Below are 26,809 nucleotides of genomic sequence, written 5' to 3' on the forward strand. Positions count from 1 at the left end.
AGCCCACGCTGACCACCGGCGGGCCGGCGTGAGGCGACGGAGTCGTCGAGGCGAGCGACGGCGACGCCTGCCTCAACGCCTGCCTGGTCGCGACCTGCTTTCGCCGGCCGCCGAAAGCAGCGAGACCGGACGCGCCGCGTGGCCCGTCCGGTCTCGTCGTGTCTGCCTCGGCCGCTTACGAGCGCTCGAGGCCGTGTTGCGGCCCGGCGTGGTTCTCGGGCGTCACGCGCTGCTCGCGGCGGAGGGTCATCTTGAGGATGGCCGGCAGCAGGAACATCGTCATCAGCGTCGACGCGAAGATGCCGAACACCACCGTGGTGGCCAGCGGGCGCTGCACCTCGGAGCCGGCGCCGGTGGCCAGGGCCATCGGCAGGAAGCCGAGGGCCGCGACCGCGCCGGTGGTGAGCACCGCGCGCATCGTGTGCACGGCGCCCTTGACCAGCGCCTTGTCGAACGGGTGGCCCTCGTCGATCGCGTGGCGCACGTCGGTGGCCATGACCACCCCGTTGAGCACCGCCACGCCGGCGAGGGCGATGAAGCCGACCGCCGCCGGGATGCTGAACGCCATGTCGCGGATGATGAGGCCGACGAACCCGCCGATCAGCGCGAACGGCACGATCGCGAACACCGCCGTCGCGTAGCGGATGTCGCCGAAGTTCCAGAGCAGCATGCCGAAGATCAGCATCAGGCAGATCGGCACGACCACCGCGAGGCGCTTCGACGCGCGCTCGAAGTTCTCGAACTGACCGGCCCACTCGACCTTGTAGCCGGGCGTGACCTGGACCTTCTCGTTGACCGCCGCCTGGGCCTCGTTCACCCACGACAGCAGGTCGCGGCCGCGCAGGTTGACCTCGACGCGGACCACGCGGACCCGGTTCTTGCGGCGGATCTGCGCCGGTCCCTCGGCCTCGACGATCGTCGCCACCTCGGACAGCGGCACGCGGTGGCCGTCGACCGTCTCGACGAACAGGTCGCCGAGCGCCTCCGGCACCGGCGCGCGCGGCGGGATCAGGAGGCGCGCGTCGAACCGGCGGATGCCCTCGTAGACCAGGCCGAAGGTCTTGCCGACGCGGGCGGTCTCGATCGCCAGCAGCGCGTCCTGCATGCTGACGCCGTAGCGGGCCAGGCGGGCCCGGTCGGGCCGCACGGTCAGCTCGGGCATGCCGAGCACCTGCTCGACGCGGAGGTCGCCGGTGCCCTCGATCGGCCGGACGGCGTCGGCGATCTGGTCGGCCAGGTTCTTGAGCTCGAGCAGCTCGTTGCCGGCGACCACGATCTGGATGTCGGCGCGCGAGCCGCTGATGATCTCGTTGTTGCGGTCCTCGATGGGCTGCGACACCGCGACGAAGGTGCCGGGCACCTGCGACTCGATGTCGTTCTTGAGGGTCACGCTGAGCTCGTCGAGGTCGTGCGCGGTCGTCCACTGCTCCTTGGGCAGCAGCGGGATCGTGATCTCGGTGCGGTCCTTGCCGACCGGCTCGATCGCCACCTCGGCGCGGCCGGTCATCGTCAGCGTCTTGAGGATCTCCGGGTACTTCAGGAGGATCGCCTGCGTCTGGTAGTCGAGGCGCTTGGCCTCCTCGAGGTTGATCGACGGCGGGCGGCGGATGCTGACCACCATGTCGCCCTCGTCGATGCGCGGCACGAAGTCGGCGCCCTTCTCCTTGAAGATGTAGCCGGACACGAACAGCGCCGCGGCGGCGCCGAGGATCAGCGGCCAGCGCAGGCGGATCGCGTGCGGCACCGCGCGCTTGTAGCCGCGCGCGATCGGGTTGAGCCAGCGCGCGCCCTCCTTCTTCAGCGGCGGCACGAACAGCGCCAGCAGCGCCGGCAGGAACACCACCGAGTAGATGAGCGCGCCGAGCAGCGCGAACGCCATGGTGGTGGCCATCGGCTTGAACAGCCGCCCCTCGACCCCTTCGAGGCTGAGCAGCGGGATGTACACCAGCATGATGATCGCCACCGCGAACGCGACCGGGCGCATCACCGCGCCGATGGCCGAGTTGTAGGCCTGGGCCCGCTCCTCGCGGGACATCTGCTGGCCGACGAAGGTGGCGATCAGCGCCTCGAGCACGACGATCGGGCCGTCGACGAGGAAGCCGAAGTCGATCGCGCCGAGCGACATCAGGTCGCCGGCGACCCCGGCCCAGTGCATGCCGAACAGCGCCACCGACATCGAGGCCGGGATGCCGAGCACGCACACCAGCGCGCCGCGGACCGTGCCGAGGAACAGCACGAGGACGATGAACACCACCCCGGCGCCCTCGGCGAGGTTCTTCAGCACCGTCGCCAGGGTGCGCTCGACGAAGTTCGCGCGGTCGTACACCGCCTCGATCACCACGCCCGCCGGCAGGTCGGCCTGGATCTCCGCCACCCGGTCCTTGACCGCGTAGATGACGTCGCGGCTGTTCGAGCCGAGCAGCATCATGATGATGCCGGCGACCGCCTCGTCCTCGCCGTTGAAGGTGACGACGCCGTGGCGCAGGGCCGAGCCGTCGCGCACCTCGGCGACGTGGCGGACCAGCACCGGCTGGCCCTCCGAGACCTTGAGGACCACGTTGCCGATGTCCTCGATGCTGGTGAACGTGCCGACCGCGCGCAGCGTGAAGCTCTCGGCCGTGCGGTCGATGTAGCCGCCGGACACGATCGCGTTCGAGCCGGTCAGCGTCTCGCTGAGCTCGCGGATCGTCAGGCCGTAGGCCGCGAGGCGGTCGGGCTGGACGATCACCTGGTACTGCTTGAGGTCGCCGCCGATCGAGTTGACCTCGATGACCCCGGGCACCCCGCGCAGGCGCGGCACGATCTCCCACTCGAGCATCGTCCGCAGCTGCTTGCGCGTGTGTACCGGCGAGCGGACCACGAACTGGAAGATCTCGCCGAGGCCGGTCGACAGCGGCGCCAGGATCGGCGTCTGGATCGTCGCGGGCAGGTCGCCCTTGGCCTGCAGCATGCGTTCGAACACCAGCTGGCGCGCGAACCACGGGTCGGTGCCGTCGCGGAAGACGACGGTGATCGACGAGATGTCGGCGCGGGAGATCGATCGCAGCTCGTCGAGCCCGGGGACGCCGTTGAGGGCGTTCTCCATCGGGAAGGTGACGTTGCGCTCGACCTCGAGGGCCGACATGCCGGGCGCCTCGGTGATGACGGTGACCTGGATCGTCGAGATGTCCGGCAGCGCGTCGATCGGCAGGTTCTTGGCCGCGATCGCGCCGGCCACCAGCAAGGCGGCCAGCAGGCCGGCCATCAGGTAGCGCAGGCGGATGGAGATATCGATGAGTGCGCCCAGCATGGGTGTCTCCTCGGCGCCTCGCTAGCGGAACAGCTCGGACTTGAGGGCGAACACTCCCTCGGTGATGATGCGCTCGCCGGGCTCTAAGCCCTTCTTGATCTCGACCAGGTCGGGGCCCTGGGCGCCGACCTCGATCGTGCGCGGCATGACGGCGCGCTCGCCGACCTCGACGAACACCGTGGGCTTGCCGTCGACCTGCACCATCGCTTTACGCGGGATCGCCAGTGCCTGCTTGCGCGCCGCGCCCGGGCGGATCCTCGCGTTGACCGCCTGACCGACGCGCAGCTTGCCGGCCTCGTTCGGGACCACCACGCGCACCTCGGCGCTGCGGGTCACCGGGTCGAGCACCGTGCTGACGAACGTCACCGTGCCGGTCAGCACCTCGTCGGGCGTCACCTGCGACGAGATCTCGACCGAGTCGCCGACGCGGATGTTGACCACCTCGCCCTCGAACACGCTGAGGCGCACCCACAGCGTGCTGCGGTCGGCGATCGTGAAGGCCGTGTAGCTCGGCTCGACCGCCTGGCCGCGGAACACCCGCACGCGGACGACGTCGCCCTCGATCGGCGAGGTCAGCGACATCACGCCGAGCGCCGCCTTCTCGGACGACCCGCCGCCCAGCGCCTGCACGCGCTGCTTGGCCGCCCGCAGCTCGGCGCTGGCGACCGACACCTCGGCGCTGGCCAGGTCGGCCGCGCGCTGCGAGGCGATGCCCTCCTGCAGCAGTCGTCGCTTGCGCTCCTTGTCGCGCTCGGCCAGCTCGGCCTTGGCGACCACGGCCGAGATCTCGGCCTGGGCCTTGCCGAGCTCCGCGCTGTCGAGCGTGGCCAGGATGTCGCCCGTCTCGACCTTCGTGCCCTCGATGACCTTGACCTCCTTGACGCGCCCGGAGATGCGCGAGCCGACCTCGGCGATCCGCAGCTCGTCGAACTCGAGCACGCCGGTCACGTGGACCACCGGCGACACCTCGGTCATCTCGACGGTGCCGCTCTGCAGCGCCGCCTTCTCGGCGAACACCTCGGGCAGCTTGATCACGCCGTCCTCGAAGTACGGCAGCTCCGGCGGCTTGGTCGCGGCGTCGGCCTCGGCGGCCTCCCCGTGGTTGCAGCCGAGCGGGGTCGCGACCGCGAAGACGAACATGAGCACGAACCAGCGTCGCGCGTGGTCGAGGAGGGAAAGCCAGCGCGAGGCTCGACCGGGGTCAGAGGAATTGCTCATCACGACACGTCCTGGGAGTCTTTTAATCCGCGCGCCCCGCCCGTGCGCGAGCGTGGCGCAGGGCCCGGCGGGGCGAGGATGCATCTCCCCCCGCAAAAGGCCCTGGGATGGTGTTTCAAACACCATTGCTTACATTACGGAGCCTTCATGTCAAGGTTTCGCTCGCCCCCAGAGCGCGCAGACCGTGTCGAAACTCTCGAGCTGAACAAGGTCCTTGGCAACCTCGGACCCCGCGTGTAAGAGTCCGCGGGCTTGACAGCGCGCGACGAACCCGTCCGCACTCCGATTCGCATGCCACGCCGCACAGCTCTCATCCGGACCTCGACGTTGTTCACGCTGGTCGCGGCCGTGGCCGCAGCATCGCTCGCCCCCGCGGCCGGAGCCGCGCCCGCCCCCGCGCGCACCAAGGCCGCCGACGCGCCCGCGCCGCTGCTCGCGCCAGCGCCGGAGCCGGCGCAGACGATCCCCGAACCAGTCGTCGCCGGTGCGCAGGTCCTGCCCCTCGACACAATCCTGAAACACGCCGAAGAGAACGCGATGCCGGTCCGCACCGCTCGCACGCGCCTCGAGCTCGGCGACGCCGCGGTCACCGGCGCCAAGCCGCTGCTGCCCGACAACCCGCAGCTGTACCTCGGCATGGGCGCGCGCCTGAACCCCACCGCCGGGCCGGCGCAGTTCGAGCTCCAGGGCACGCTGCAGCAGCCGATCGAGATCGGCCGCGAACGCAGCCTCCGCATCAAGGCCGGCCGCGAGTACCGCGAGTTCCTCGACCGCGAGCTCGCGCAGGTCCGCTGGACCACCCACGCGCAGGTCCACTACGCCTACAACACGGCGCTCATCGCCAAGGAGCGCGCGCACCGCTTCGCGCACGCAGCAGTTCGCCGAGCGCCTCCTCGACATCGCCAGCCGCCGCCAGCAGGCCGGCGAGATCTCGCGCCTGCGCGTGCGCGTGGCCGAGGGCGAGCTCGCCCGCGCGCGCCAGGCCAAGCTGGCCGCCGACCTGGATTACCGGCTCGCGTGCATCCACCTGGCCGAGATGGCCGGCTGGCCTTCGGGACAGCTCATCGCCCCCGCCGGCGAGCTCGGCGACCCGATCAAGGTCCGCGACCCCGAGGACCTGATCGCCAACGTGCAGAAGGAGCACCCCGCGCTCAAGACCAAGGAGGCGCAGGTCGAGCTCGGCGAGGCGCGGGCCAAGTCGGCCCGGCGCGACCGCCTGCCGGAGCCGTGGATCGGCGTCTACTTCGGCCGCGAGCGCGAGCCGAACACCGCGCCGAACATCCCCGGCTCGAAGATCGTGCTCGGCATGGTGACGATCCCGCTGCCGTTCTTCAAGCGCAACCAGCTGGCGCGGGCGCAGACCAAGGCCGAGCTGAGCGTCGCGCAGACCGAGCTCGAGGTCGTCCGCTACCAGCTGGCGCTCAACGCCCGCCGGGCCGTCGACGCCATCAACACCGCCGCCGAGCGCGTCCAGACCTACTCGCGCGAGGTCGTGCCGCGCTTCGAGGAGAACCTGCAGCTCCTCCAAAGAGCCTTCGAGCTCGGCGAGGTCGACATCATCGAGGTGTTCGTCGCCCGCGAGATTTCTTGCGGATCCAGACCGAGGCGCTCGACGCCTACGGCACCTACTTCGACGCCATGTACACGCTCGAGACGATCATCGGCACGGAGGCGTCTACCCTCGCCTCGGCCCGCCCGACCCGCGCGTCCACCCCGCCGGCCACCGCCCGCTGACGCGCCGGCTGTCCTCGCGGACAGCCACACCCCAGCGGCGCTGCCTGTCCCTCGGAACAGCTACCCCGGGGATCACCGCGAACGCGCCCCGGAGCGCGCCGCCTGTCCGCAGCCTGCCGCGCAGGAGCGCAACCTGTCCTGCGATGGCTGCGCCCGAGCTGCGGGCTCGTCCTTGCGAGAGGCCGCCCAGCGACCTGCCCCTCGGGACAGCTTCTACCCCACCCAACACCTGTCTTTCGGGGCAGATTGCCTCTGCACGGCCTCCGCTCGCCGCTCTGCGGGCCCGCGTCCTTTCGCCGGCGTAACCCGGTCAACCCTGGGGTTTCGGCGCGAAGACCTGTCTTTCGGACCAGCTAAAGACCCTGCAGCTCGGCGACGCGCGCGGCCAGCTTGGCGATCGTCCGCGGTGACGAGCCCTCGGCCTTGTTGTTGACGATCACGTAGACCGGCAGGTCGAGGTCGGTCTCGGCGCACACGCGGGCGACCTCCTCGCGGTTGCCGGGGTCTTCGTCGACGAGGTGGTCGAACGGGTCGTAGCGGGCCTCGGCGCGCTCGTAGTTCATGCTCGGGTGCAGCATCCACCGGCACACCACGGCGGGGGCCAGGTCCTGGCGCACGCGGGTCCGCTGGGCGCGGGCCGGCGGCATGCTCGGGTAGACGTTGATGCAGTGGCACGCGCCGAACTCGGCCAGCGCCGCGGCGTAGGCGCCGGTCATCAGCTCGCGGTTGCGCAGCTCGACCGCGTAGAGCGGCCCGCGGGGCAGCCCGTCGAGGAAGCGGCGCAGGCGGTCGACCAGCCAGCGCGGCCCGCCGAGCGCGCCGAAGTCCTGCGGGGCGAACTGGAACAGCAGCGGACCTAGCGCCTCGCCGAGGCCCTCCACGGCCGGCGCCACCACGAACTCGCTGGCGTACACCGGGTCGAGGAAGCGCTCGTTGGGCTGGCCGCGGACCTTGCCGTAGCGCTGGTGCTTCGGCCACACCGCCGTCGTGCAGGCCTCGTGGGCCTTGACCAGGAAGCGGAAGTCGCCCGGCACCGCCGCCGCGTAGGCCGCGAACTCGTCGGTCCGCGGCGGCGCGTAGTACGAGCGGTCGATGCCCACCGCGCGCATCAACGGGTGGCGCGCGTACGCGGCCAGCCCGTCGCGCGCGAGCCGCTGCTGCGAGTGCGGCAGGTCGTAGACGATCCCCGACCAGCCCGGGTAGGCCCACGAAGATGTCCCGAAGCGCAGGTTCTTCGGCAGCCGCTCGGCCAACGCCGCCAGCTCGGCCGGAGGCGTGGCCGGCAAGATCGGCGCCGGCGTCTTCTTGCCGGCGCCGCCACGGCCGGCGCCGCCGGAGGTCGGGTCCTGCGAGGGGTCGGCGAACAGATCGAGCTGGGGAGCCATGCGCGGTTTTGCGCAGGATAGCCCCAGCTGCCCGCCCGCGCAAGCGCAGCCGACCTGCCCCGGAGAGCATGTCCTTCAGGACTTGCGAAACACCAGCGAGAAGTTGTTGGCCGGCATCGCCACCAGCTCGGTCAGCGCGAGCCCGTGGGCCGCGGCCGCGGCGCGGACGTCGGCCTCGTCGCGCACGCCCCAGGCCGGGTCGCGGGCCCGCAGGCCCTCGTCGAAGGCCGCGTTGCTCGGCGCGGTGTGCTGGCCGCCGCGCTTGACGGCGCCGTACAGGTAGAGCGGCCGGTCCGGGGCCAGCACGCGCCCGGCCCCGGCCATCAGCGCCTCGCATGCGGACCACGGGGCGATGTGGATCATGTTGATGCACACGATCGCCTCGGCCTCGGTGACCGGCCACGGCCACTCCATGACGTCGAGCCGCAGCGGGCGCAGCAAGTTGGGCGGCCCCTCGCCCTCGACCCGCGCGGCGATCGACGCCAGCGCCTCGGGGTCCACGTCGGTCGGTCGCCACGAGACCCCAGGGAAGGCCGCCGCGAGGTACACCGCGTGCTCTCCGGTCCCGCTGGCGATTTCGAGCACGCGCCCCTGCGCGGGCAGGACCCGCGCCAGCACCTCCGCGATCACCCCGCGGTTGCGGAGCGCTGCAGGAGACGACCGTGCATGAGACTGCTGCGGAGGCGGTGGATCGTGAGGCTGCATCACCACGATCGTATCTCGAGATGACAGACTCGTGGTTTTGCCGATTTGCGAGCTTCACCGCTCCGCGTCTGCGAACACCGAACGTGAGTCGGGCACCACCGCCTCGCTCGGCGCAGCGCGCGGCACGGCGTGCTATCGTCCTCGAAGATGAGGTCCGGCTCGCGGCTCATGGGGCTCCTCGCGGCGTCGCTCGGCGCGATCGCAGGCTGCCTCGTCGAGCTGAACCCGCCCGCCGACTGCGGCGACGGCTTCATCGACCTTCTCGCCCACGAGGACTGCGAGCCCTCGCTGCCCGACAGCTACACAGGCCGCTGCGCCGAGCTCGGCCGGATCGCCGGCCCCGCCGCCTGCGACCCCCAGACCTGCCGCTTCGCCGCCGAGGGCTGCCTCACCTGCGGCAACGGGGTGATCGACCCCGGCGAGGAGTGTGACCCGGAGGACATGTCCGAACCGACATGTCCCGGAGAAGGGGTAGCGACCTGCCGCGACGACTGCACCGTCGACCGCTCGGCCTGCGCCGCCTGCGGCAACGGGGTGGTCGACGTCGACGAGGAATGCGACTTCGCCCTCGAGATCGGCGACATCGCCCTCGAGATCGACTGCGTCGAGCTCGACTCGCCGGCCGGCGTCACCCGCCGCTACGGCTCGGGCACCTCGACCCGCTGCAACAGCAAGTGCGAGTGGGACCGCTCGCGCTGCTCGTACTGCCAGAACGACAAGCTCGAGGGCGACGAGATCGCCGGCGGCCTGTTCGTCGACTTCGAGCAGACCATCCAGCCCGCGCCCGAAGTGTGTGACAACCAGGAGGCCGACAAGGACGCCCTGGTCGTCCACTGCCAGAAGGCGTGCGGCAGCAACTACCGCGTCGAGTGCAAGTTCCAGTGCGCCGCCGACTGCCAGGCGTTCCAGGCCGCGGCGCTCCCCATCGACGAGCTCGAGTGCTGCACGGCCCAGGGCGAGCTCTGCCCCTACGACCAGCAGGGCAAGCTGCTGGAGGGGCGGCAGCCGTGCTGCTTCCAGTTCGCCAACCCCGACGAAGAGAAGTTCTGCGAGCCGCTGCAGTTCGGCGAGCAGCTGTTCTTCGTCTGCCGCTGACGCCTCGCGCGGCCTCGGTCCGAACGGCCGCGGAGGCGTCGCTGCCGGGCGGTGCTCGCTCCGGAGCGCGATCGTCCAGAAGCTCCGCGTCGAGCTCGCGCGGGCGGCGCGAGGTCCACGCGTCGCGGGCGGCGATCTCGCGCCACCGGCTGCGCCGCGAACGGGCCGGGCCGAGCACCTCGCGAACGCTGCCGCCGGCGGCCGCGGTCGGGGCGCGTCGGCCTCGGCCCTCGGTCGCGTTCGGGCGCTCCTGGCGGCCCCCACGGCCGGTTTGCGCCGTGTGCTACCTTGTCGTCGATGCGCTCGTCGTACGCGCTGCTCGTCGCTGCCGCCCTCGCTGCGGCCGTGGGCTGCGTCATCCCGCTCGACCCCCCGCGCGACTGCGGCGACGGCTACGTCGACGAGCTCGCCGGCGAGGAGTGCGAGCCGTCGCTGGCCGGCAGCATGGTCGGCTACTGCCCCGCCGGCGAGGTCCCGGCCCCCGGCGCGTGCGACCGCGACACCTGCACCTTCGACCGCGACGCCTGCACCCGCTGCGGCAACGGCGTGCTCGACCCCGGCGAGGCGTGTGACCCTGCGGACATGTCCCAACCGCCATGTCCGATCGAGGGCGCCGCGCGCTGCCGCAGCGACTGCACCGTCGACCTCTCCAGCTGCCCGCGCACCTGCCGCGACGGCGTCGTCGACGTCGACCTCGGCGAGGAGTGCGACTTCGGCCCGGTGACCGACGTGACCGACAAGGGCGCGCCGATCTACATCGACTGCCGCGACCTGAACCCGCCGACCTGGCGACCCTACGGCAGCGGGCACTCCAGCAGGTGCATCGGCTGCAAGTGGGACCGCTCCACCTGCGACTACTGCGGCAACGCGCGCCTCGAGAGCCTCGACATCGTCGACGGCGGCCTGTTCAAGGACAAGGACCAGATGCACGCCGCCGAGCCCGAAGTGTGCGACGGCGACATCGCGCCCGACCCGCAGGCGCTGAGCGCGTTCTGCCAGGAGCGCTGCGACGCCGGCGGCCTCCCGGTCGCGTGCGAGTTCACCTGCAGCGACAAGTGCGACGCCTTCCTCGAGCCCGAGGGCGACGACCCCGGCTGCTGCACCCCGCGCGGGGCCCAGTGTCCGTACTACGAGGACGGCAAGATCTTCAAGGTGGCCAGCCGTGCTGCGGCTTCGACGACGGCGACCTGCCCTACGACCCGTGCGTCGTGTCGTTCGACGCCGACAAGAACCAGATCTTGCGGACCTGCCCTTGAGCGGCTGACGCCGGCCCGCTAGAGTCCGCGCCTCGCATGTCCGAGCCTCGCGCATCTCTCGTCACCGGCGGCTGCGGCTTCCTCGGCCGCTTCCTCGTCGACGCCCTCGTCCGCCGCGGTGACAAGGTCACCGTCCTCGACCACCGCGTCGACCGCTGGCGCGACGACGTCGACTTCGTCCAGGGCGACATCTGCGACCCCGAGCTGGTCGCCCGCGCCTGCGCCGGCCAGAGCGTCGTGTTCCACAACGCCTCGCTGGTCCACACCAAGCACAGCCGCGTCGAGCAGGTCCGCGCCGTCAACATCGACGGCACCCGCAACGTCCTCGCCGCCTGTCGCAAAGGCCAGGTGCCAAAGCTCGTCTACGTCAGCTCGGCCAGCGTGGTCTACGAGGGCGAGGACATCGAGCGCGGCGACGAGAGCCTGCCCTACGCCCGCAAGTGGCTGGCGCCCTACGCCGAGACCAAGCGGATCGCCGAGGAAGAGGTCCTCCAGGCCAGCGGCCAGGGCGGCGTGCTGACCTGCGCGATCCGTCCGCACATGATCTTCGGGCCAGGTGACACCCGCCTGCTGCCGGCGATCCTCGCCCGCGCCAAGGCCGGCAACCTCAAGTTCACCGTCGGCGCCGGCGACCGCCTCAACGACTTCACCTACGTCAGCAACATCGTCGACTCGCTGCTGCTCGCCGACGAGCGCCTGCAGCCCGGCTCGCCGGTGTCGGGCCGCGCCTACTTCATCACCAACGGCGAGCCGATGAACTTCTGGGACTTCGTGCGCCGCGTCCTCGTCGGCCTCGGCTACCCCACCCCGCGCTTCCGGATCCCCTACGCCGTCGCCTACGCCGCCGCCGCCGCCCGCGAGACCTTCGACACCGTCGTCCGCGGCGGCACCCTCCACGCCGAAGAGGGCCTGTCGCGCTTCTCGATCCGCTACATCTGCACCCACCACTACTTCAGCTACGCCCGCGCCACCGCCGACCTCGGCTATACGCCCCAGGTCCCCATGCTCGAGGGCATCCGCCGCACCGTCGAGTACTTCCGCGCCCAGGGCATGGCCGCGGTGTGAGCGAGCCCCGCGCATCCGCGCGCTGGATCCTCGCCGCGCCGACGAGGCCCGCGCGGCCGCTGGGCGCGCGGCTCGTCCTCCGCTAGCGTGGGCCTCGTGTCGATCTACGGCCCGCCCACCCCGCCGGTCCGCGACCACGCGCGTCGGGACTCCGCCCGCGGCACGCGGATCTTCCTCGCCCTCCTCGTCCTCGGCGCGCTCACCTCCGTCGCCGTGATCGCGCTGCTCCAATTCCAGCGGCAAAGCGGCGAGCGCCTCGAGGTCGACCGCGCCGAGACCATCCGGCTCGACGCGGAGGCGCGGCAGGAGGCCATGCGCCTGCAGGCCGCCGACTTCATGCCGGCGATCCCGAGCCCGCCGAACCTCGAGATCCCGCCGGCCGTGCACCTGCAGACCGCCGAGTCGCTGCCGCGCCCCATCGACCCGCCCGCGCCCGTCGAGGCCGGACGCATGCAGGTCGCCGAGCCCCTGGCCGCGCCCGTCGAGGTCGAGCGGAGCTCACCGTCCGCTGCCGAGCCCGCTCGCCTGCAGACCGCCGAGATCCTCCGCTGACGCGTCAGATCGGCGCACCCTTGCGTCACACTCCTCGCGTGGCCGCTCCGTCCGACGAACCAGGCCTGCGCCGCTTCCTCGGCGTGTTCCGCTACGGCCGTCGCGCCGTCGAGCTGGTGTGGTCGACCAGCAAGCCGCTGACCGTCGCCCTCGCCGTCCTCACCCTCGTCGTCGGCCTGTTGCCGGCGGCCGCCGCCTACGTCGGCCAGCTCATCGTCGACGCGGTCGTGCACGCCGCCCAGGTCAGCCACGACCCCGCGCCGGTGCTGCGGCTCGTCGCGGTCGAGGCCCTGCTCGTCATCCTCCTCGCCTTCGCCCAGAGATCGATCTCCGTCTGTCAGTCGCTGCTGCGCACCCAGCTCGGCCAGCGCGTCAACGTCATGATCCTCGACAAGGCGTTGACCCTCGACCTCACCCACTTCGAGGACGCCGACTTCTACGACAAGCTGACTCGCGCCCGCCGCGAGGCTTCGAGTCGCCCGCTGAGCCTCGTCGGCCGCACCTTCTCGCTGGTCCAGAACGCCATCTCGCTGACCAGCTTCGCCGCCCTGCTGTTCGGCTTCTCGCCGTGGGCCGCGCTGATCCTCGCGCTCGCCGGCCTGCCCTCGTTCCTCGCCGAGGCCAAGTTCTCGGGCGACGCCTTCCGCCTGTTCCGCTGGCGCGCCCCCGAGACGCGCATGCAATATTATTACGAGACGGCGATCAGCACCCTCGATTACGCCAAGGAGGTCAAGCTCTACGGGCTCGGCCCGCTGTTCCTCCGCCGCTATCAGCAGATCTTCAGCGACCTCTACGCGGAGGATCGCAAGCTGACGCTGCGCCGCGGCTTCTGGAGCGGCGCTCTCGGCCTCGTCGCCACCGCCGCCTTCTACGGCGCGTATATGTGGATCGCCATGGCCGCGGTGGCCGGCGAGATCTCGCTCGGCGAGATGACGATGTACCTGCTGCTGTTCCGCCAGGGCCAGGGCGCGGTCTCGGCGATCCTCGGCGCCATCGGCGGGATGTACGAGGACAACCTCTACCTCTCGACCCTCTACGAATATCTCTCTCAGGAGGTCGCCGCGCCCTCGGGCACCGCCACCGCCGGCCCCGACCCGAGCGACGGCATCCGCTCCGAACACGTCGGCTTCACCTACCCCGGCGCGGCCGCGCCGACGCTGCACGACGTCAGCTTTCATATTCGCCCGGGCCAGAGCCTGGCGCTGGTCGGCGAGAACGGCAGCGGCAAGACCACCCTAATCAAGCTGTTGACGCGCCTGTACGACCCGACCGCCGGGCAGATCTTCCTCGACGGCCGCGACCTCCGCGAGTGGGACGCGATGGCCCTGCGCCGCCGCGTCGGCGTCATCTTTCAGGACTTCGCCCGCTACCAGCTCAAGGTCGGCGAGAACATCGGCGCCGGCGACGTCACCGCCTTCGAAGATCGCGAGCGCTGGAAAGAGTCCGCGCAAAAAGGCATGTCCGAAGACTTTATCAAAGACATGCCGAAGCAGTACGAGACCCAGCTCGGCCGACTTTTCAAAGAGGGTCGCGAGCTGTCGGGCGGTCAGTGGCAGAAGATCGCCCTGTCGCGCGCCTTCATGCGCAGCGGCGCCGACGTGCTCGTCCTCGACGAGCCGACCGCCGCCATGGACGCCGAGGCCGAGGCCCAGGTGTTCGAGCACGTCCGCAACCTCTCCAAAGACCGCATGGTCATCCTGATCTCCCACCGCTTCTCCACGGTGCGCGCCGCCGACCACATCATCGTGCTCCACGGCGGCCGGATCCTCGAGTCCGGCGATCACGCGACGCTGATGGAAAAGGGCGGCCGCTACGAGCGCCTGTTCTCGCTGCAGGCGCAAGGCTACCGCTGAGCCGGGTCCCCGGGTGCGCTCCGCCGGATGCGGGGAGCGTCAATAGCAGGTGTGCGGCGGGCTTCCGCAGTCGAGCACGCCTTCGGAGAACATGAAGGGGCCGAGGTAACCGTAGCAATACTCTATTCCCAGGCAGTATTCCTGCGAATAGGCGCCTGGGCAATCCTCGGGGACGACTTCGCAGACATGGGTCGCGTCGACGTACTCGTCCTCGCATTCCCCCTCGGTCTCCGTGTCGGTGTCTCCGGAGCTCGTGACCGCGTTGCGCAGCGAGCAGGGTCTGCAATGCGCCGGTGTGAATACGCAGATCTCCTCTTCGGCGCAGGTCTTGTCGCCGCACGCCACCGGTGACGACTCCATCGGTGACGACTCACCGCCCGTCGAGCCAGACTTGTCCTGCGTGCAGGCGACGAATGCTGGCAGGAGACTCAAGAGCAAGGGGTATAACCGCACGCTCCGTCATAACATGGGCTCGCCGGCCCCGCTCAAGCACGTGCTGCGCCCGGAGCCTGAACCTTGCGTCGCCTGCTCCAGCGCGTCCGGTCGTGACGCGCTTTAAAACGAGCCTCGCGCGGCGCTCGATTCAATACGCCTCGCGGAGCTCGGCCCGCTCGCGGGCCTCGCGTTCGCGGATCTCCTGCGCCTCGACCGTCAGCCGTGCCGTCGGTTGGGCCCACAGGCGTTCGAACGGGATCTCCTCCTCCGTGTCCTCGCAGATCCCGTACGTCCCGGCCTGCATGCGGGCGAGGGCGTCTTCGACCTCGCGGAGGCGGGAGCGTTCGTGGTCGGCGATGCTGAGCTGGGCCACCTGGGCGGCTTCGTTGGCCGCGAGGTCTTGTTGGTCGCCGACGTCGGGCGAGGGCGGCGCGGTCGTCTCGGTGCGGTGCTCGAGCTCGCGGCGGAGCAGGGACGAGCGCTCGTCTTCGAGGCGCTGCTTCAGGCGGGCGAGCTGGTCTTTGGTGAGGTGGTCCATCTTCGGGCGACAGCGTAGTACTGTTCGGTCACCGACGCAGCGCTTGCCGCTCCCCTGGGCGACCTCGACTGCGGGCGGCCTCGACTTCGGAGCTGCGCCGCGGCTCGGGTCGCTGGCGGACGGCGGTTTGCCGGCGTTCCGCCGGACTCGCGGTGAGGGACCGCCGGTTCGCCGGCGCGTGTCTCTGGCAGGCTCGCCACGCCACTGCGTGGGACGCGATCCCCGACGCGGTGTGGAGATTCGGCGCCTGCGATCCGGGCCGAACCGTTCGCTGCGCGACGCCGGCGCCGGTCGGCGCGTCGCAGCGCCGCGCCGGCCGTGATACACCCGAGCGGTGAACACCGACTTCGACTACGACTTCATCGTCGTCGGCTCCGGCTTCGGCGGCAGCGTGTCCGGCCTGCGGCTGACCGAGAAGGGCTACCGCGTCCTCATGCTCGAGAAGGGCCGCGAGCTCGGGCCGGCCGACTTTCCGAAGACCAACTGGAACCTCAAGAAGTGGCTGTGGATGCCGAAGCTCGGCTGGCGCGGCCTGTTCCAGATGACCTTCTTCCGCCACGTCACCGTGCTCTCGGGCGTCGGCGTCGGCGGCGGCTCGCTGGTCTACGCCAACACTCTACCTGTCCCGAAGAACAGTTTCTTCGAGTCGCCCTCGTGGGCCGGGCTGGCCGACTGGGAGAGCGAGTTGAAGCCGCACTACGAGACCGCCCTGCGGATGCTGGGCGCCGCGCCGAACCCCGCGGTCACCCCGGTCGACCGCGTCATGAAGGGCGTCGCCGCCGACATGGGCAAGACCGTCGAGCCGACGAACGTCTCGGTCTACTTCGGCGAGCCGGGCAAGACCGTCGCCGACCCGTACTTCGGCGGCAGCGGCCCCGAGCGCACCGGCTGCACCTACTGCGGCGGCTGCATGCTCGGCTGTCGCTTCGGCAGCAAGAACACCCTCGACAAGAACTACCTCTACTTCGCCCGCAAGCGCGGCCTGGAGCTCCTGGCCGACACCGAGGTCACCGCCGTGCGGGCCTTGCCGGGCGGGGGTTATCGCGTCGAGGCGCGCACCGGCGCCGGCTTGTTCGGCCGCCAGGCCCGCAGCTTCACCGCCCGCAACGTCGTCCTCGCCGGCGGCGTGCTCGGCAGCGTCGAGCTGCTGCTGCGCATGAAGCAGGACCCCGCGGGCCTGCCGAAGCTGTCCGACCGCCTCGGCGAGAACGTGCGCACCAACTCCGAGTCGCTGATCGGCGTTGTCGGGGCCCAGCGCCAGCACGACCTCTCGCGCGGCGTCGCGATCGGCTCGATCATCCAGCTCGACGAGCACTCGCACGTCGAGCCGGTCCGCTACTCCGCCGGCTCCGGCTTCTGGCGCCTCCTGCTCGCCCCGCACGTCGCCGGCGAAAAAGCCCTGGTCCGCCTGTCGCGGTTCGCCGGCGCCTTCCTGCGCCACCCGATCAAGTTCGCCCGCGCCCTGATGGTGCCCGACCTCGCCAAGTACTCGATCATCCTCCTCTACATGAAGACCGCCGAGGGCACCCTGCGCCTGCGCCTCGGCGCCGCCGGTCTCGCCACCGACCTCTCCTCGGGCAAGGCCCCGACCGCATCGATCCCCGAGGCCACCGACATCGCTCGCCGCGTGGCCGAGAAGATCCAGGGCTACTCGATGTCGCTCCTCACCGAGACCCTCTTCAATATTCCGACCACCGCGCACATCCTCGGCGGCTGCACCATGGGCGACTCCGCCGAGACCGGCGTCATCGACCACCAGCACCGCGCCTTCGGCTACGACGGCCTCTACGTCATCGACGGCTCGGCCATCTCGGCCAACCCCGGCGTCAACCCCTCCTCACCATCACCGCCCTCGCCGAGCGGGCGATGAGCCGGATCCCCGCCAACGTCGAGGTCGCCGCCTCCGCCTGATCGACTCCCGTGCCTGTCCCTCGGGACAGGCGCGTCCCATCCCCTTCGCCGCTCGCCTGTCCTTTCAGACAGTCGCTGCCACCCGGCGAGGGCCGCGCTCTCGCGGTCGCCGGCGATCGGTGGCTGCGCGTCCTCGCGCCGGGGTCCCTGCGGGCGCTGGCGCGAGGCGTTCGGACGCCCCGACGCCGGTGGGGCGCTGCGACCTCGAGACGGGCCTGGGCTCTACCTGCCCCTTCGGACAGCTTTATCGACGCCTCCCGGCCTTGCCGCCCCGCTTGCCAGGCGCGGCGCTTCGGTGTCTAGTCGATCCTGCCGTTCCCCCGAGGCCCCCGCATGACCTTCTTCGACCGTGAGTGGATCTTCCGTCGCACCCCGCGCGAGCTCGTCTGCATCCTCGGCGGCCTCGGGATCATCACCTTCGAGCTGGTGCGGCCGTTGCCGGTCGACTGGCCCAACATGGCGGTCTACGTGCTCGCCACTCTGGCGTTCGCCGTCCGCTTCTACGCCGCGCGGGCCGCCGCGGTCGCCACCTGCATCGGCGCCCTGGTCCAGCAGTGGCCGCACCTGCGCTTCGGCGAGGTCGACTGGGAGACGCTCGGCCTGCTGCCGCTGGCCGCCCTCGTGCTCCTGGCCTCGTCCGACCTGGTCGAGCGGTTCGAGCGGGCGCCCTCGCAGCTTCGCTGGTTGCCGAACCTGTGGGCCGGCTTCACCGCGGCCCAGACCCGCACCCTCCGCTGGTCCGCCTACGCTGCCGGGGCCCTCGCCGGCCTCCTCGACCACATCACCGAGCACTCCGTCCACGCCGCCGGCTGGGCCCGCGGCTCGATGATCGCCTTGACCTTCAGCTTGCTGCTCCTGTGCGCCGGCCGGGCCGTCGCCCTGCTGCTGCTGTGGGCCACCAGCCTCGTCGTCGCCGCCCACGTCGTGCCGCTGGTGCTGCCCGCCGAGGCCAGCCTCGCGCTGCTGGGCCTCGCCGGCTTCGCCCCCGCCGGCACCGCGCCGCTGCCCGCGGAGCTCGCCAACGCCGACCTCTACATCCTGCCCGCGGCCGTCCTGTCGGTCGTCGCCCTCGCCCTCACCACCCCCACGGTCGTCCGCCTGCTCCGCCGCACCCTCCTCGGCTGACCTTTCGGACATGCAGGCCACGACGCCGTGCCGACCTGTCTCTCGGGTCATGTCATCCTCTCGGCGCCTGTCTTCGCCGCCGCTCTTCCGCCGCGTCGCGCTGTCGACCTGTCTCTCGGGCCACGTCATCACTCCTCGGCGAACATCGCCTCACTCGGCCCGGAATAGCGACGGCTACCCGGGGCCGCTTGAGTTGAGCGGTCCAGTCCTTAGAGCCTTGGAGATCGCCGCGCCTGAACCGCCTGTCTCTCGGGTCAGGTCATTGCCTCGGCGCCTCCTCGCGGACATGCGCACCCTCACGGCCCTCGCCTGTCCCGACCCCGGTCAAAACATGTCCCTTCGGACACATCTGTGAGCGACCCCGCGCCCGACGCGATCGACTCCTCTCGCGGGCGAGGTGATGCGATCGATCTGCCCGGGCGATGCACCGCGCACGTCGCTTCCGGGGCTTCGCTCACTCGCGCGTGACGCCGCTCTGCGGGGCCTGTGTCCCCCGGCCGCTTGCGCGGGCGCGGCGGCATCGGTCTACTCCCGAGGCATGTTCGCTGCCGCCCCCAAGTACCTGTCCGTTTATGGCTGTCTCTTGCTGCTGGCCGCCTGTCCGTCGAGCGGCGGCGAGACCACCGCCGCGACGACCACCACCACCGGCGGCCCCACGACCACCACCGGCGGCGGCACCACTGCGAGCACCGACGAGACCGGGACCACCGCGCCGACCAGTGGAGCGCCGACCGGCACCACCACCGGCGAGCCTGTCCAGCGCGAGCCGTTCAGCCTTCAGGTGCTCGACAACGCGTGGATCAGCGGCATGGACGGCTGGAACACCCAGCACCAGGACGTCGCCTTCGACCTCGGCGCGGCCCCCTTTTCAAAGGTCACCCTGGTCGTCGACCTCGACACCGACTGTTACCCCTGGGACAAGTGGCAGGAGAGCCCGCCGCCGCCGGGGCAGAACTGGCCCGCCTCGTGCGACGCCTTCGACCGGACCATGGGCTTCATCAGCGACCCGGGCGGCGATCCTGGCGACCCGCCGGGCTTCGAGCTGCTGCGCTCGATCACCCCGTTCGGCGGCCCGGCCCACCTCGAGGCCGACATCACCGACTACGCCAACGCCCACCCCGGCGAGCACGTCCTGCGCTCGTACATCAACTCGTGGGCCGACGGCGCCGGCCAGGTCAGCGGCTCGGCGGGCGGCTGGCACCTCAGCGTGCGCATCGACGGCGAGCCGGGCCCGGCCCCGCGCGAGGTGCTCGCGGCGATCTCGCTGTTCAGCGGCGACGTCGGGGTCGACGGCGCGACCACCACGGTGCCGTTCAGCCTGCCCGAGGGCGTGAAGAAGGCGGAGCTGGTCTACACGGTCAGCGGCCACGGCGGCGCGGCCGACAACCTCGGCGACTGCATCGGCCCGGCCGAGGAGTTCTGCAAGCGCCGGCACCACATCAGCTTCGACGGCGAGGTCGTCACCTCGTTCGACGCCTGGCGCACCGACTGCGGCGAGCTGTGCACGATCACCGACAACCCGCTCCCGGTCGGCCCCGCCAAGTTCTGCGCCGAGAACCCCTGCGGCGCGACCGCCTCGGTCATGGCCGCCCGCGCCAACTGGTGCCCGGGCGACCTCGTCGCCCCCCTGCGCGGGCCCGTCACCTCGGCGCTGCAGCCCGGCGCCGACCACGAGTTCCAGTTCGCCATCGACGACGTGGTCGAGGGCGGCACCTGGACGGTGTCCGCCGCGCTCTACGCCTACGGCCCGTGAGTCGTGTTCGACCATCGAGGCCCGCGCCGGGCTCGACGGCAGCGGCGTCGACGGCGTTCGATCCTGGCTGATCAGGCATGTCCGAACGGCAATGCCCTTCAGGACATGTCAACACGGACATGTCCCGTGATTCACCTCGCCTCGGCGCGGCGGCGCAGCCGCTCGGCCTCGTCGGCGCGGCCGAGCGCCTCGAGCCCCTCGGCGAGGATCCGCGCGAACGGGCCGCGGAGGTCGCCGCGACGGACGGGCAGGCGGTCGTACCAGCGCAGCGCCTCGGCCATGCCGTCGCTCGCCTGCGCCGGCGAGGCGAAGGCGGCGCGCAGCGACAGCTTGGCCAGGCGCGCCACGCACAGCACGAGGTGACTGGCGCTCTCGCCCCGAGAGTCGCGTCGTCGAAGTTGTCGCCCTGCAGCAGCGGGAACACCCGGCGCACGAAGGCGAGGTAGCGGCCGAGGTTGCCGGCGTCGGTCAGGCAGGCGACGTGGGCCGCGAACTCCTCGTCGAGCAGGACCTCGAGGCAGGGGCGGTCGGGCCGCCGGCGCTTCCACACCTCGACGGCGAGCAGGCCGAGCAGGTCCTGGTCGGCCTCGGCGAGGGTCTGCGTCATGTACACGCGCAGCGCCAGCTGCCACGCCGACGCGAACTCGGGCGCCTCGTCGAGGATCGCCAGGGTCCTGGGCAAGCGCAGCCCGCTCAGGCGATCGAGCCAGCCGAGCAGCGCGCGGTCGGGCAGCGCGGCGACCTCGCCGATGCGCAGGAAGCCGGGGCAGCGCATCTCCCACACGCCGTCGTAGCGGTACTCCTCCTCGAGCTGCGCCGCGTAGGCGGGGATCTCCTGCTCCGCGGCGACGCTGGCGATGCTGCGCTCGCGCTCGTCGAAGCTCGAGGCGCCGAACCACCGCCGCATGAGCGCCGTCTCGGCCGCGACCGCAGCGCGTGCATGGGCCCGGATCCGGCTGCGCTCCACCGCTCGCACGGGGCGCGGTCGCCCTCGCGGGACGCGCTGCGGAAACCTGGCCATGCCCGGGTCTATGGGGCGGCCTTCGCGGCGCGGCAACGCGCACCGACACACGACGTGCGCAGTCCGACGTTCACGGGCCAAAGCGCGCCGACGATGGCGACAGAACGCCGCCGTGAACGTCGGTCGGCCCGCACGCCGCGACGCTTCACGGGCAGCGTGATCGACGAAGCAGCTTTCCTCTCGCCAGGCGCCGCGGACGCCTGTCCATCGGCGCCTGGGCCCTTGAGCGCCGGAGCCGCTTCGCGCAAGCTCGCAGTAGGATAATGACGCCGTTCCACGCAGCGACCGCTGCCTTGATCGCGCTCGGCGCTGGGGTCCTGGCGATGGGGGCGAGGCAAACCCTGGCGCTGCTGCGGCTGCGTCAGGTCACACCTCACTCGGGCCCGTGGCGGGTCCTGCTCTCCCTGATCCTCGTCTTCATCGCCGCCTACGTCGCCACCGCGGTCGTGGTCCTGCTCGGCTGGCAGGAAGCGGTGGTGGCGCTGGCGGGCGTCATCTTCCTCGGCGGTGGGATCTTCGTCTACCTGGCCGCGCGCGCCAGCCTGCGCACGATGCAGGCGCTGGTGAAGTCGAGCATGACGCAGCGCCAGGTCGGCGACATGCTCGAGGCGCTGAGCCACGCGGTGCTGCTCGTCGACGACCGCGGCCTGGTCCGCACCGTCAACCGCAAGCTGTGCGAGCTCACCGGCCAGCCGGCCAGCGCCCTGGTCGGCAAGTCGATCATGCAGGCGGTCGGGCTCGAGAACCCGTTCGCGACCTCGGCGGTCAAGAGCAGCATCGACATGCCGCACACCCACGAGCACGAGCTGCGCCGCCGCGACGGCGCGGTCGTGCCGGTGGCGGTGGCGATCGTGCCGGCCCACCGCGGCTTCGTCTGCGTCCTGACCGACATCCGCGAGGATCGGATGCGCCGGCGCCAGCTCGACGACGCGGTCCGGATCGCCGAGGAGATCCTGCGCGCCCGCAACGAATTCATGGCGCTCGTGGCCACCGAATTGCGCGACCCGCTGGGCCAGCTGTCGCGGGCCTCCCGCGCCCTCGCCGACGCCCCGCCCGAGGCCGACATCGCCGCCATGGCCCGCAAGATCGGCGGCGCCGGCGAGCAGATGGAGCGCGTCGTCCAGAGCCTCCTCGACATCGGCCGCATCGGCGGCAGCGCCGAGGGGGCCCGCGTGTTCCACCCGGCCGCGCTGCTGCGCGAGGCCGCCGAGGCGCTGTCGATCCAGGCCGGGCGCGCCGGGGTCGTGGTGCGCCACTACGTCGAGCAGGGCGTGCCGACGACCTTCTACGGGCGCGAGGCGCAGATCCGGCAGATCCTCGGGCTGCTCGGGCAGAACGCGATCGCGCGCGCGCCGGGCGGGGAGATCCGGATCGCGGTCGAACCTGTCCCCGGGGACAAATCATCACACCAGCTGCTGTTCTCGGTCCGCGACACCGGCTATCCGCTGACCGACACCACCGCCTCCATCGACTTCGACCCGCTGACCAGCGGCGCGCGCAGCCAGGGCGGCCGGCTCGACCTGGCGATCTGCCGCCTCCTGGTGCTGTCGCTCGGCGGGCGCATGTCGGCCGGCAACACCACCGGCAACACCGCGACCGTGTTCTTCACGGTGCTAGGCGGCGTCGCGCCCGGCTCGCAGCAGACGACCCTCGTCAATCAGCTGGGCGAGACCCAGGCGGCCGCGTCGATGAGCGGCGGCGGGTGGAAGAACTCGTTCGAGGCGTCGGCGCGGCTGGCCCGGCTCGCCATCCCCGACGCCGACGCGACCACGGCCGAGCCCGAGCGCCGCACCGGCTCGGTCCTGGTGGTCGACGACAGCCCGACCAGCCGCGAATTGCTGGCCCACCACTGCGGCAGGCCGGCAACACGGTCGAGGTCGCCGGCACCGCCAGCGAGGCGCTCGACCTGGTGTGGCAGCAGGAGTTCGACGTCATCCTGCTCGACGTCTTGCTGCCCGACAGCGACGGCATCGCCGTGCTCGAGGAGCTGCGCGAGAAGGGCGCGCTCGAGCGGCTCAGCGTGCTGATGATCTCCGCGGTCGAGGAGACCTCGAGCGTGGCCGCCTGCATCGAGCGCGGCGCCGAGGACTTCCTGCCCAAGCCGGTCAGCCCGGCGCTGCTGCGGGCCCGCCTCGGCGCCTGCCTCGAGAAGAAGTTCCTGCGCGACAAGGCCCGCCACCACCTGGTCCAGCTGGCCGCCGAGGGCCGCCGCGCCAACGACCTGCTGCGCGTGCTCCTGCCCGACCCGATCGCCGACGAGCTGCAGTCGTCCGGCACGATCGCCCCGCGCCGGCTCGACAACGTCGCGGTGGTGTTCGCCGACATCGTCGGCTTCACCGCCTATTGCGACCGCCACAGCCCGGAGGAGGTGCTGATCAGCCTGCAGGACCTGTTCACCCGCTTCGAGCAGCTCGCGCTCGAGTTCGGGGTGCAGAAGATCAAGACGATCGGCGACTCCTTCATGGGCGCCGCCGGCCTGTTCGACGCCGACGACGAGCGCCCCGCCCTGCGCTGCGTGCAATTCGGCCGCGCGATCCTGGCGGCCAGCGCCGAGCTGCCGACCCGGTGGAACCTGCGCATCGGCGTCCACGTCGGCCCGGTCGTCGGCGGCGTGGTCGGCACGCGGCAGTACATCTTCGACATCTGGGGCGACACCGTGAACACCGCCCAGCGCATCGAACAAAACGCCCGCGTCGGCCAGGTGTGCGTCAGCGCGGCGGCGCGGCGGCAGGTCGAGCCCGACTACAAGACCGAGAGCATCGGCGTCAGCGAGATCAAGGGCAAAGGAGAGACCGAGCTCTTCGTCGTCGTCGGGGGCCCGAATTGACGGCCGCGACGGTCGTCCTGACCGTCGTCGTCGTCGCGCTCTCGGTCGCTCTCATCGCGACTGTCGTGAGCAACCGGCGCCGCGTCGCCACCGACCGCGCCGAGCTCGCTCGATTGACAGAAGACAACCGGGCCCTGCGCGAGCGCAGCGAGGCCGCCCACGCGACCGCCGAGCTGCGCGCGCGCATGGTCGCGCACGTCAGCCACGAGCTGCGCACGCCGATGCAGGCGATCATGAGCCTGCTGGCGCTGCTCGACGACCACGGCCTGCCGACAGAGCAGCGCCGGCAGCACCTCAGCACGCTGCGCGGCTCGAGCGAGGACCTGCTGCTGCTGATCGACGGTCTGGTCGACACCGCGCAGATCGAGGGCAAGCGGCCGTCGCTGCGGACCGACGACTTCTCGCCGCGGGCCACGCTCGAGCAGCTCGTCGACCTGCTCGGCCCGAGCGCGCACAAGCGCGGGCTCGAGCTGCGGTCCGCGCTGGCCCCGGACCTGCCGGCGCGGCTGCGCGGCGATCGCCTGCGGCTGCGCCAGATCGTCATCAACCTGATCGGCAACTCGATCAAGTTCACGCGCCAGGGCCACGTCGAGCTGCGCGCCTCGGCGCGGGTCGAACACGACGTCGCGCGCCTGCAGGTCGAGGTCAGCGACACCGGCGTCGGCATCGGCCCCGAGGCCATGAGCAGGCTGTTCCGCGACTTCTCCCGCGTCGGCGACCTCAGCGTCGAGGGCACCGGCCTCGGCCTGTCGATCAGCAAACAGCTGGTCGACGCGCTCGGCGGCCGCCTCGACGTCGACAGCGACCCCGGCGTCGGCACCACCTTCCGCTTCGAGGTGACGATGCCGCTCCTCGTCGCGCCCGCGGCCGAGCCGACCGCCGAGGCCGACACCCGCCCGCGCGTCCTGGTCGCCGACGACGACGGCGCCGGTCGCGAGCTGCTGGTCACCGCCCTGCGGCGCAGCGGCTACGCGGTCGACGGCGTGGCCGACGGCGCGGCCGCGGTCGCCAGCGCGCTGGCGCGGCCCTACGTGGCGGTCATCCTCGACGTCCAGCTGCCCGAGCTCGACGGCCCCGGGGCGGCGCGGCAGATCCGCGACGTCCGCGGCGACGTCGCCCTGATCGCCCTCACCGGCCACACCGAGATCGACGTGCTCGGCCGCTGCAAGGACGCCGGCATCGACGCGATCCTGATCAAGCCGGTCAAGCTCGAGACCCTGCGCGCCACGATCGCCCGCGTCGCCGCCGAGCGCATGCAGCCCGTCGAGCTGGCGGTGATCCGCGGCTACGTCACCGCCGACGACCCCGCCTTCGTGCCCGGCCTCATCGACGTGTACCTGCGCGAGGCCGAGGGCGACCTCGAGGCCCTGCAAGAGGCCGCCGCGCGCCGGGAGATCGCGCGAGTCGCTCAATTGGCGCACCGGCTCAAGGGCAGCTCGGCCGGGTTCGGCGCGCGACTGCTCGCCGAACGCTGTCAGTCGCTCTATGCCGCCGCCCGCGCGGAGCAGCCCGCGAGCGACGAACTCGCGGCCGTGGCCCGCGAATTCGCCAGAGTGAAGGCCGCGCTGTCGGTCGAGCGGACTCGGCTCATATCATCGTAGCGATGAATCGCCGCGCGCTTCGAGTGTGACGGGCCCCACCGCCCGGACGATGGTCCAGGCGATCGGGCGCATATAGAAATGCATGCATCGCTTCGTGTTCGCGACGACGGTCGCGCTGTGGACCGCCGGGACGGCGTGCGAAAACCAGAGCTCTCACGGCGGCAGCGACGGGACCTCCGGCGGCGTCGTGCTGATGACGAGCGACGACTCCACGGGCGGCATCGACGTGCCGGACCCCGGCGTCGTCGGCAAGCTCGACCTGCCCCCGTCCGACGGCGGCAGGCCGGACGACCCGGCGGCGGCCGGCTGCGCCAAGGCCGACTTCTTGTTCGTCATCGACAACTCGGGCTCGATGGCCGACGAGCAGGCCAACCTGATCGCCTCGTTCCCCGGCTTCATCGCCACCATCACCCAGACGATCGCGGCCCAGGACTATCACATCATGGCGGTCCCGACCGACGACGGCCAGGCCGCCGGCCTCAGCACCAAGTGCAACGCAACCTCGTGCGCCTGCATGCCGGCGCCGATCTGCTGCCAGAAGACCTGCGAGCTGTTCGGCAAGGACTGCAACGGCTTCGCCTGCGACGCCCTGCCGATCTCCGACTGCGACCAGGTCTACGGGCGCGGCAACATCTACAACGCCGTCGGCCAGCGCTGCGACCTCGCCGACGGGCGCCGCTTCATGAAGGCCGACCAGCCCGACCTCGCCGGCACCTTCGAGTGCGTCGCCAACATCGGCACCCACGGCAGCGGCGCCGAGAAGCCGGTGCTGGCGACCCTCGAGGCCGTCAGCGACCCGCTCAACGGGCCCGGCGGGTGCGACGAGGGCTTTTTGCGCGACGACGCGATCCTCGTGGTCATCATCATCACCGACGAGGAGGACGACAACGCGATCGAGGGCGAGGGCACGCCCGGCCTGCCCAAGGAGTGGCACGAGCAGCTGATCGCCGCCAAGCACGGCGACACCGACGCGGTGGTGGTGCTCGGCCTGGTCGGCGACGGCAACCTCATGGGCGGCCTGTGCCCGGCCGGCGGCGGCCCGAACATGGACGGCACCGGGGCCGAGTCGTCGCCGCGGCTGCAGGAGTTCGTCGAACGGTTCGAAAACGGGGTGATCGGCAGCGTCTGCGCCACCGACTACACGCCCTTCTTCACCGAGGCGGTCGGGGTGATCGACTTCGCCTGCGACGTGTTCGAACCGGTCGGCTGACGCGCGGTGCTGCCATTCCCGGCGAAACCTCGAAGCGCCCGCATTCACCCCGGCGGCCGCCCCGCGCGGCGTCTCGGCCGCCGGCGCGCGTATCCGTGAAACGTCGTGCCCCGGGCCGCTCGTTCGTGAAATCACAGTAGATGTCCGGAGAGACATCCGGCGATGCGCCCGCCGCACCGCGCAATCTCTGGACAATCACCCGTGACGGCGCACACGAATCGTCATAGCCGGGACGC

20 protein-coding genes and 1 pseudogene are annotated in these 26,809 nt (G+C 71.4%); 13 read left to right on the forward strand and 8 right to left on the reverse strand.

The features are described from left to right. Positions 1-175: 175 nt before the first annotated feature. The 3 genes from OV079_RS35255 to OV079_RS60655 all read right to left on the reverse strand — a co-directional run bounded on the left by OV079_RS35255 (position 176) and on the right by OV079_RS60655 (position 5,377). Positions 176-3,289 (reverse strand): efflux RND transporter permease subunit, encoded by a 3,114-nt coding sequence (locus OV079_RS35255; protein ID WP_267773809.1) that lies wholly within the window; start codon positions 3,287-3,289, stop codon positions 176-178. Between the two features lie 21 nt (positions 3,290-3,310). After that, positions 3,311-4,507, reverse strand: coding sequence for an efflux RND transporter periplasmic adaptor subunit (locus tag OV079_RS35260; protein ID WP_267773811.1), 1,197 nt, complete (start codon positions 4,505-4,507; stop codon positions 3,311-3,313). 150 nt (positions 4,508-4,657) lie between these two features. After that, entirely contained in the window at positions 4,658-5,377 is a 720-nt protein-coding gene (locus OV079_RS60655) for a hypothetical protein (RefSeq protein WP_267773813.1), read from the reverse strand. Between the two features lie 73 nt (positions 5,378-5,450). On the opposite strand from OV079_RS60655, the gene OV079_RS35270 reads away from it, so the two are divergent. Then, a complete protein-coding gene (locus OV079_RS35270) occupies positions 5,451-6,674 on the forward strand; it encodes a TolC family protein (RefSeq protein WP_476703783.1) in 1,224 nt (407 codons plus the stop codon). On the opposite strand, the gene OV079_RS35275 is transcribed toward OV079_RS35270, so the two are convergent. Together OV079_RS35275 and OV079_RS35280 are read right to left on the reverse strand one after the other, a co-directional pair. Continuing rightward, positions 6,595-7,626: a DUF72 domain-containing protein gene (locus tag OV079_RS35275; protein ID WP_267773815.1), complete on the reverse strand. Its 1,032-nt coding sequence runs from the start codon at positions 7,624-7,626 to the stop codon at positions 6,595-6,597. The two genes, OV079_RS35270 and OV079_RS35275, sit on opposite strands and share 80 nt — an antisense overlap. A gap of 75 nt (positions 7,627-7,701) precedes the next feature. Continuing rightward, positions 7,702-8,331 (reverse strand): DUF938 domain-containing protein, encoded by a 630-nt coding sequence (locus tag OV079_RS35280; protein ID WP_267773817.1) that lies wholly within the window; start codon positions 8,329-8,331, stop codon positions 7,702-7,704. A 147-nt stretch (positions 8,332-8,478) separates the two neighbouring features. Here OV079_RS35280 and OV079_RS35285 point away from each other — a divergent pair, with 147 nt between their 5' ends. The 5 genes from OV079_RS35285 to OV079_RS35305 all read left to right on the forward strand — a co-directional run bounded on the left by OV079_RS35285 (position 8,479) and on the right by OV079_RS35305 (position 14,152). Then, a complete protein-coding gene (locus OV079_RS35285; protein ID WP_267773819.1) occupies positions 8,479-9,426 on the forward strand; it encodes a hypothetical protein in 948 nt (315 codons plus the stop codon). A gap of 297 nt (positions 9,427-9,723) precedes the next feature. Further along, positions 9,724-10,704 carry a hypothetical protein gene (locus tag OV079_RS35290; RefSeq protein WP_267773820.1) on the forward strand — a complete coding sequence of 327 codons (981 nt, stop codon included), beginning with the start codon at positions 9,724-9,726 and terminating at the stop codon, positions 10,702-10,704. Positions 10,705-10,718: 14 nt separating this feature from the next. Continuing rightward, positions 10,719-11,747: an NAD-dependent epimerase/dehydratase family protein gene (locus OV079_RS35295; RefSeq protein WP_267773821.1), complete on the forward strand. Its 1,029-nt coding sequence runs from the start codon at positions 10,719-10,721 to the stop codon at positions 11,745-11,747. Between the two features lie 96 nt (positions 11,748-11,843). Then, the gene (locus OV079_RS35300; RefSeq protein ID WP_267773823.1) at positions 11,844-12,299 is read left to right on the forward strand and encodes a hypothetical protein; all 456 of its coding nucleotides are present in this window, start codon (positions 11,844-11,846) and stop codon (positions 12,297-12,299) included. Between the two features lie 38 nt (positions 12,300-12,337). Further along, positions 12,338-14,152 (forward strand): ABC transporter ATP-binding protein, encoded by a 1,815-nt coding sequence (locus OV079_RS35305; protein WP_267773824.1) that lies wholly within the window; start codon positions 12,338-12,340, stop codon positions 14,150-14,152. A 39-nt stretch (positions 14,153-14,191) separates the two neighbouring features. On the opposite strand, the gene OV079_RS35310 is transcribed toward OV079_RS35305, so the two are convergent. Both OV079_RS35310 and OV079_RS35315 read right to left on the reverse strand, forming a co-directional pair. Beyond that, the gene (locus OV079_RS35310; protein ID WP_267773825.1) at positions 14,192-14,584 is read right to left on the reverse strand and encodes a hypothetical protein; all 393 of its coding nucleotides are present in this window, start codon (positions 14,582-14,584) and stop codon (positions 14,192-14,194) included. A gap of 151 nt (positions 14,585-14,735) precedes the next feature. After that, a complete protein-coding gene (locus OV079_RS35315) occupies positions 14,736-15,125 on the reverse strand; it encodes a TraR/DksA family transcriptional regulator (RefSeq protein WP_267773826.1) in 390 nt (129 codons plus the stop codon). A gap of 334 nt (positions 15,126-15,459) precedes the next feature. On the opposite strand from OV079_RS35315, the pseudogene OV079_RS35320 reads away from it, so the two are divergent. From OV079_RS35320 to OV079_RS35330, 3 genes and pseudogenes are all read left to right on the forward strand, one after another. Further along, a pseudogene (locus OV079_RS35320) lies at positions 15,460-17,036 on the forward strand (GMC oxidoreductase). A gap of 333 nt (positions 17,037-17,369) precedes the next feature. Further along, a complete protein-coding gene (locus OV079_RS35325; RefSeq protein ID WP_267773828.1) occupies positions 17,370-18,161 on the forward strand; it encodes a hypothetical protein in 792 nt (263 codons plus the stop codon). Positions 18,162-18,699: 538 nt separating this feature from the next. Continuing rightward, positions 18,700-19,914, forward strand: a complete 1,215-nt coding sequence (locus OV079_RS35330) for a peptide-N-glycosidase F-related protein (RefSeq protein WP_267773830.1) — start codon at positions 18,700-18,702, stop codon at positions 19,912-19,914. Here the strand turns inward: OV079_RS35330 and OV079_RS35335 are convergent. Continuing rightward, positions 19,802-20,821 carry a hypothetical protein gene (locus OV079_RS35335; RefSeq protein WP_267773831.1) on the reverse strand — a complete coding sequence of 340 codons (1,020 nt, stop codon included), beginning with the start codon at positions 20,819-20,821 and terminating at the stop codon, positions 19,802-19,804. The genes OV079_RS35330 and OV079_RS35335 overlap by 113 nt on opposite strands. Before the next feature lie 437 nt (positions 20,822-21,258). Here OV079_RS35335 and OV079_RS56490 point away from each other — a divergent pair, with 437 nt between their 5' ends. The 4 genes from OV079_RS56490 to OV079_RS35355 all read left to right on the forward strand — a co-directional run bounded on the left by OV079_RS56490 (position 21,259) and on the right by OV079_RS35355 (position 26,573). Then, positions 21,259-22,962 carry a PAS domain-containing sensor histidine kinase gene (locus OV079_RS56490; RefSeq protein ID WP_267773832.1) on the forward strand — a complete coding sequence of 568 codons (1,704 nt, stop codon included), beginning with the start codon at positions 21,259-21,261 and terminating at the stop codon, positions 22,960-22,962. Continuing rightward, on the forward strand, positions 22,845-23,762 hold the full coding sequence (locus OV079_RS35345) for an adenylate/guanylate cyclase domain-containing protein (RefSeq protein WP_267773833.1): 918 nt from the start codon (positions 22,845-22,847) through the stop codon (positions 23,760-23,762). The genes OV079_RS56490 and OV079_RS35345 overlap by 118 nt, the downstream gene beginning before the upstream one ends. Before the next feature lie 65 nt (positions 23,763-23,827). Beyond that, a complete protein-coding gene (locus OV079_RS35350; protein WP_267773834.1) occupies positions 23,828-25,363 on the forward strand; it encodes an ATP-binding protein in 1,536 nt (511 codons plus the stop codon). Positions 25,364-25,445: 82 nt separating this feature from the next. Continuing rightward, positions 25,446-26,573, forward strand: a complete 1,128-nt coding sequence (locus OV079_RS35355; RefSeq protein ID WP_267773835.1) for a hypothetical protein — start codon at positions 25,446-25,448, stop codon at positions 26,571-26,573. The last annotated feature ends 236 nt before the right edge of the window (positions 26,574-26,809 follow it).

It is taken from the genome of Nannocystis pusilla (genome assembly GCF_026626665.1).
Taxonomy (GTDB): Bacteria; Myxococcota_A; Polyangia; order Nannocystales; family Nannocystaceae; genus Nannocystis; species Nannocystis pusilla.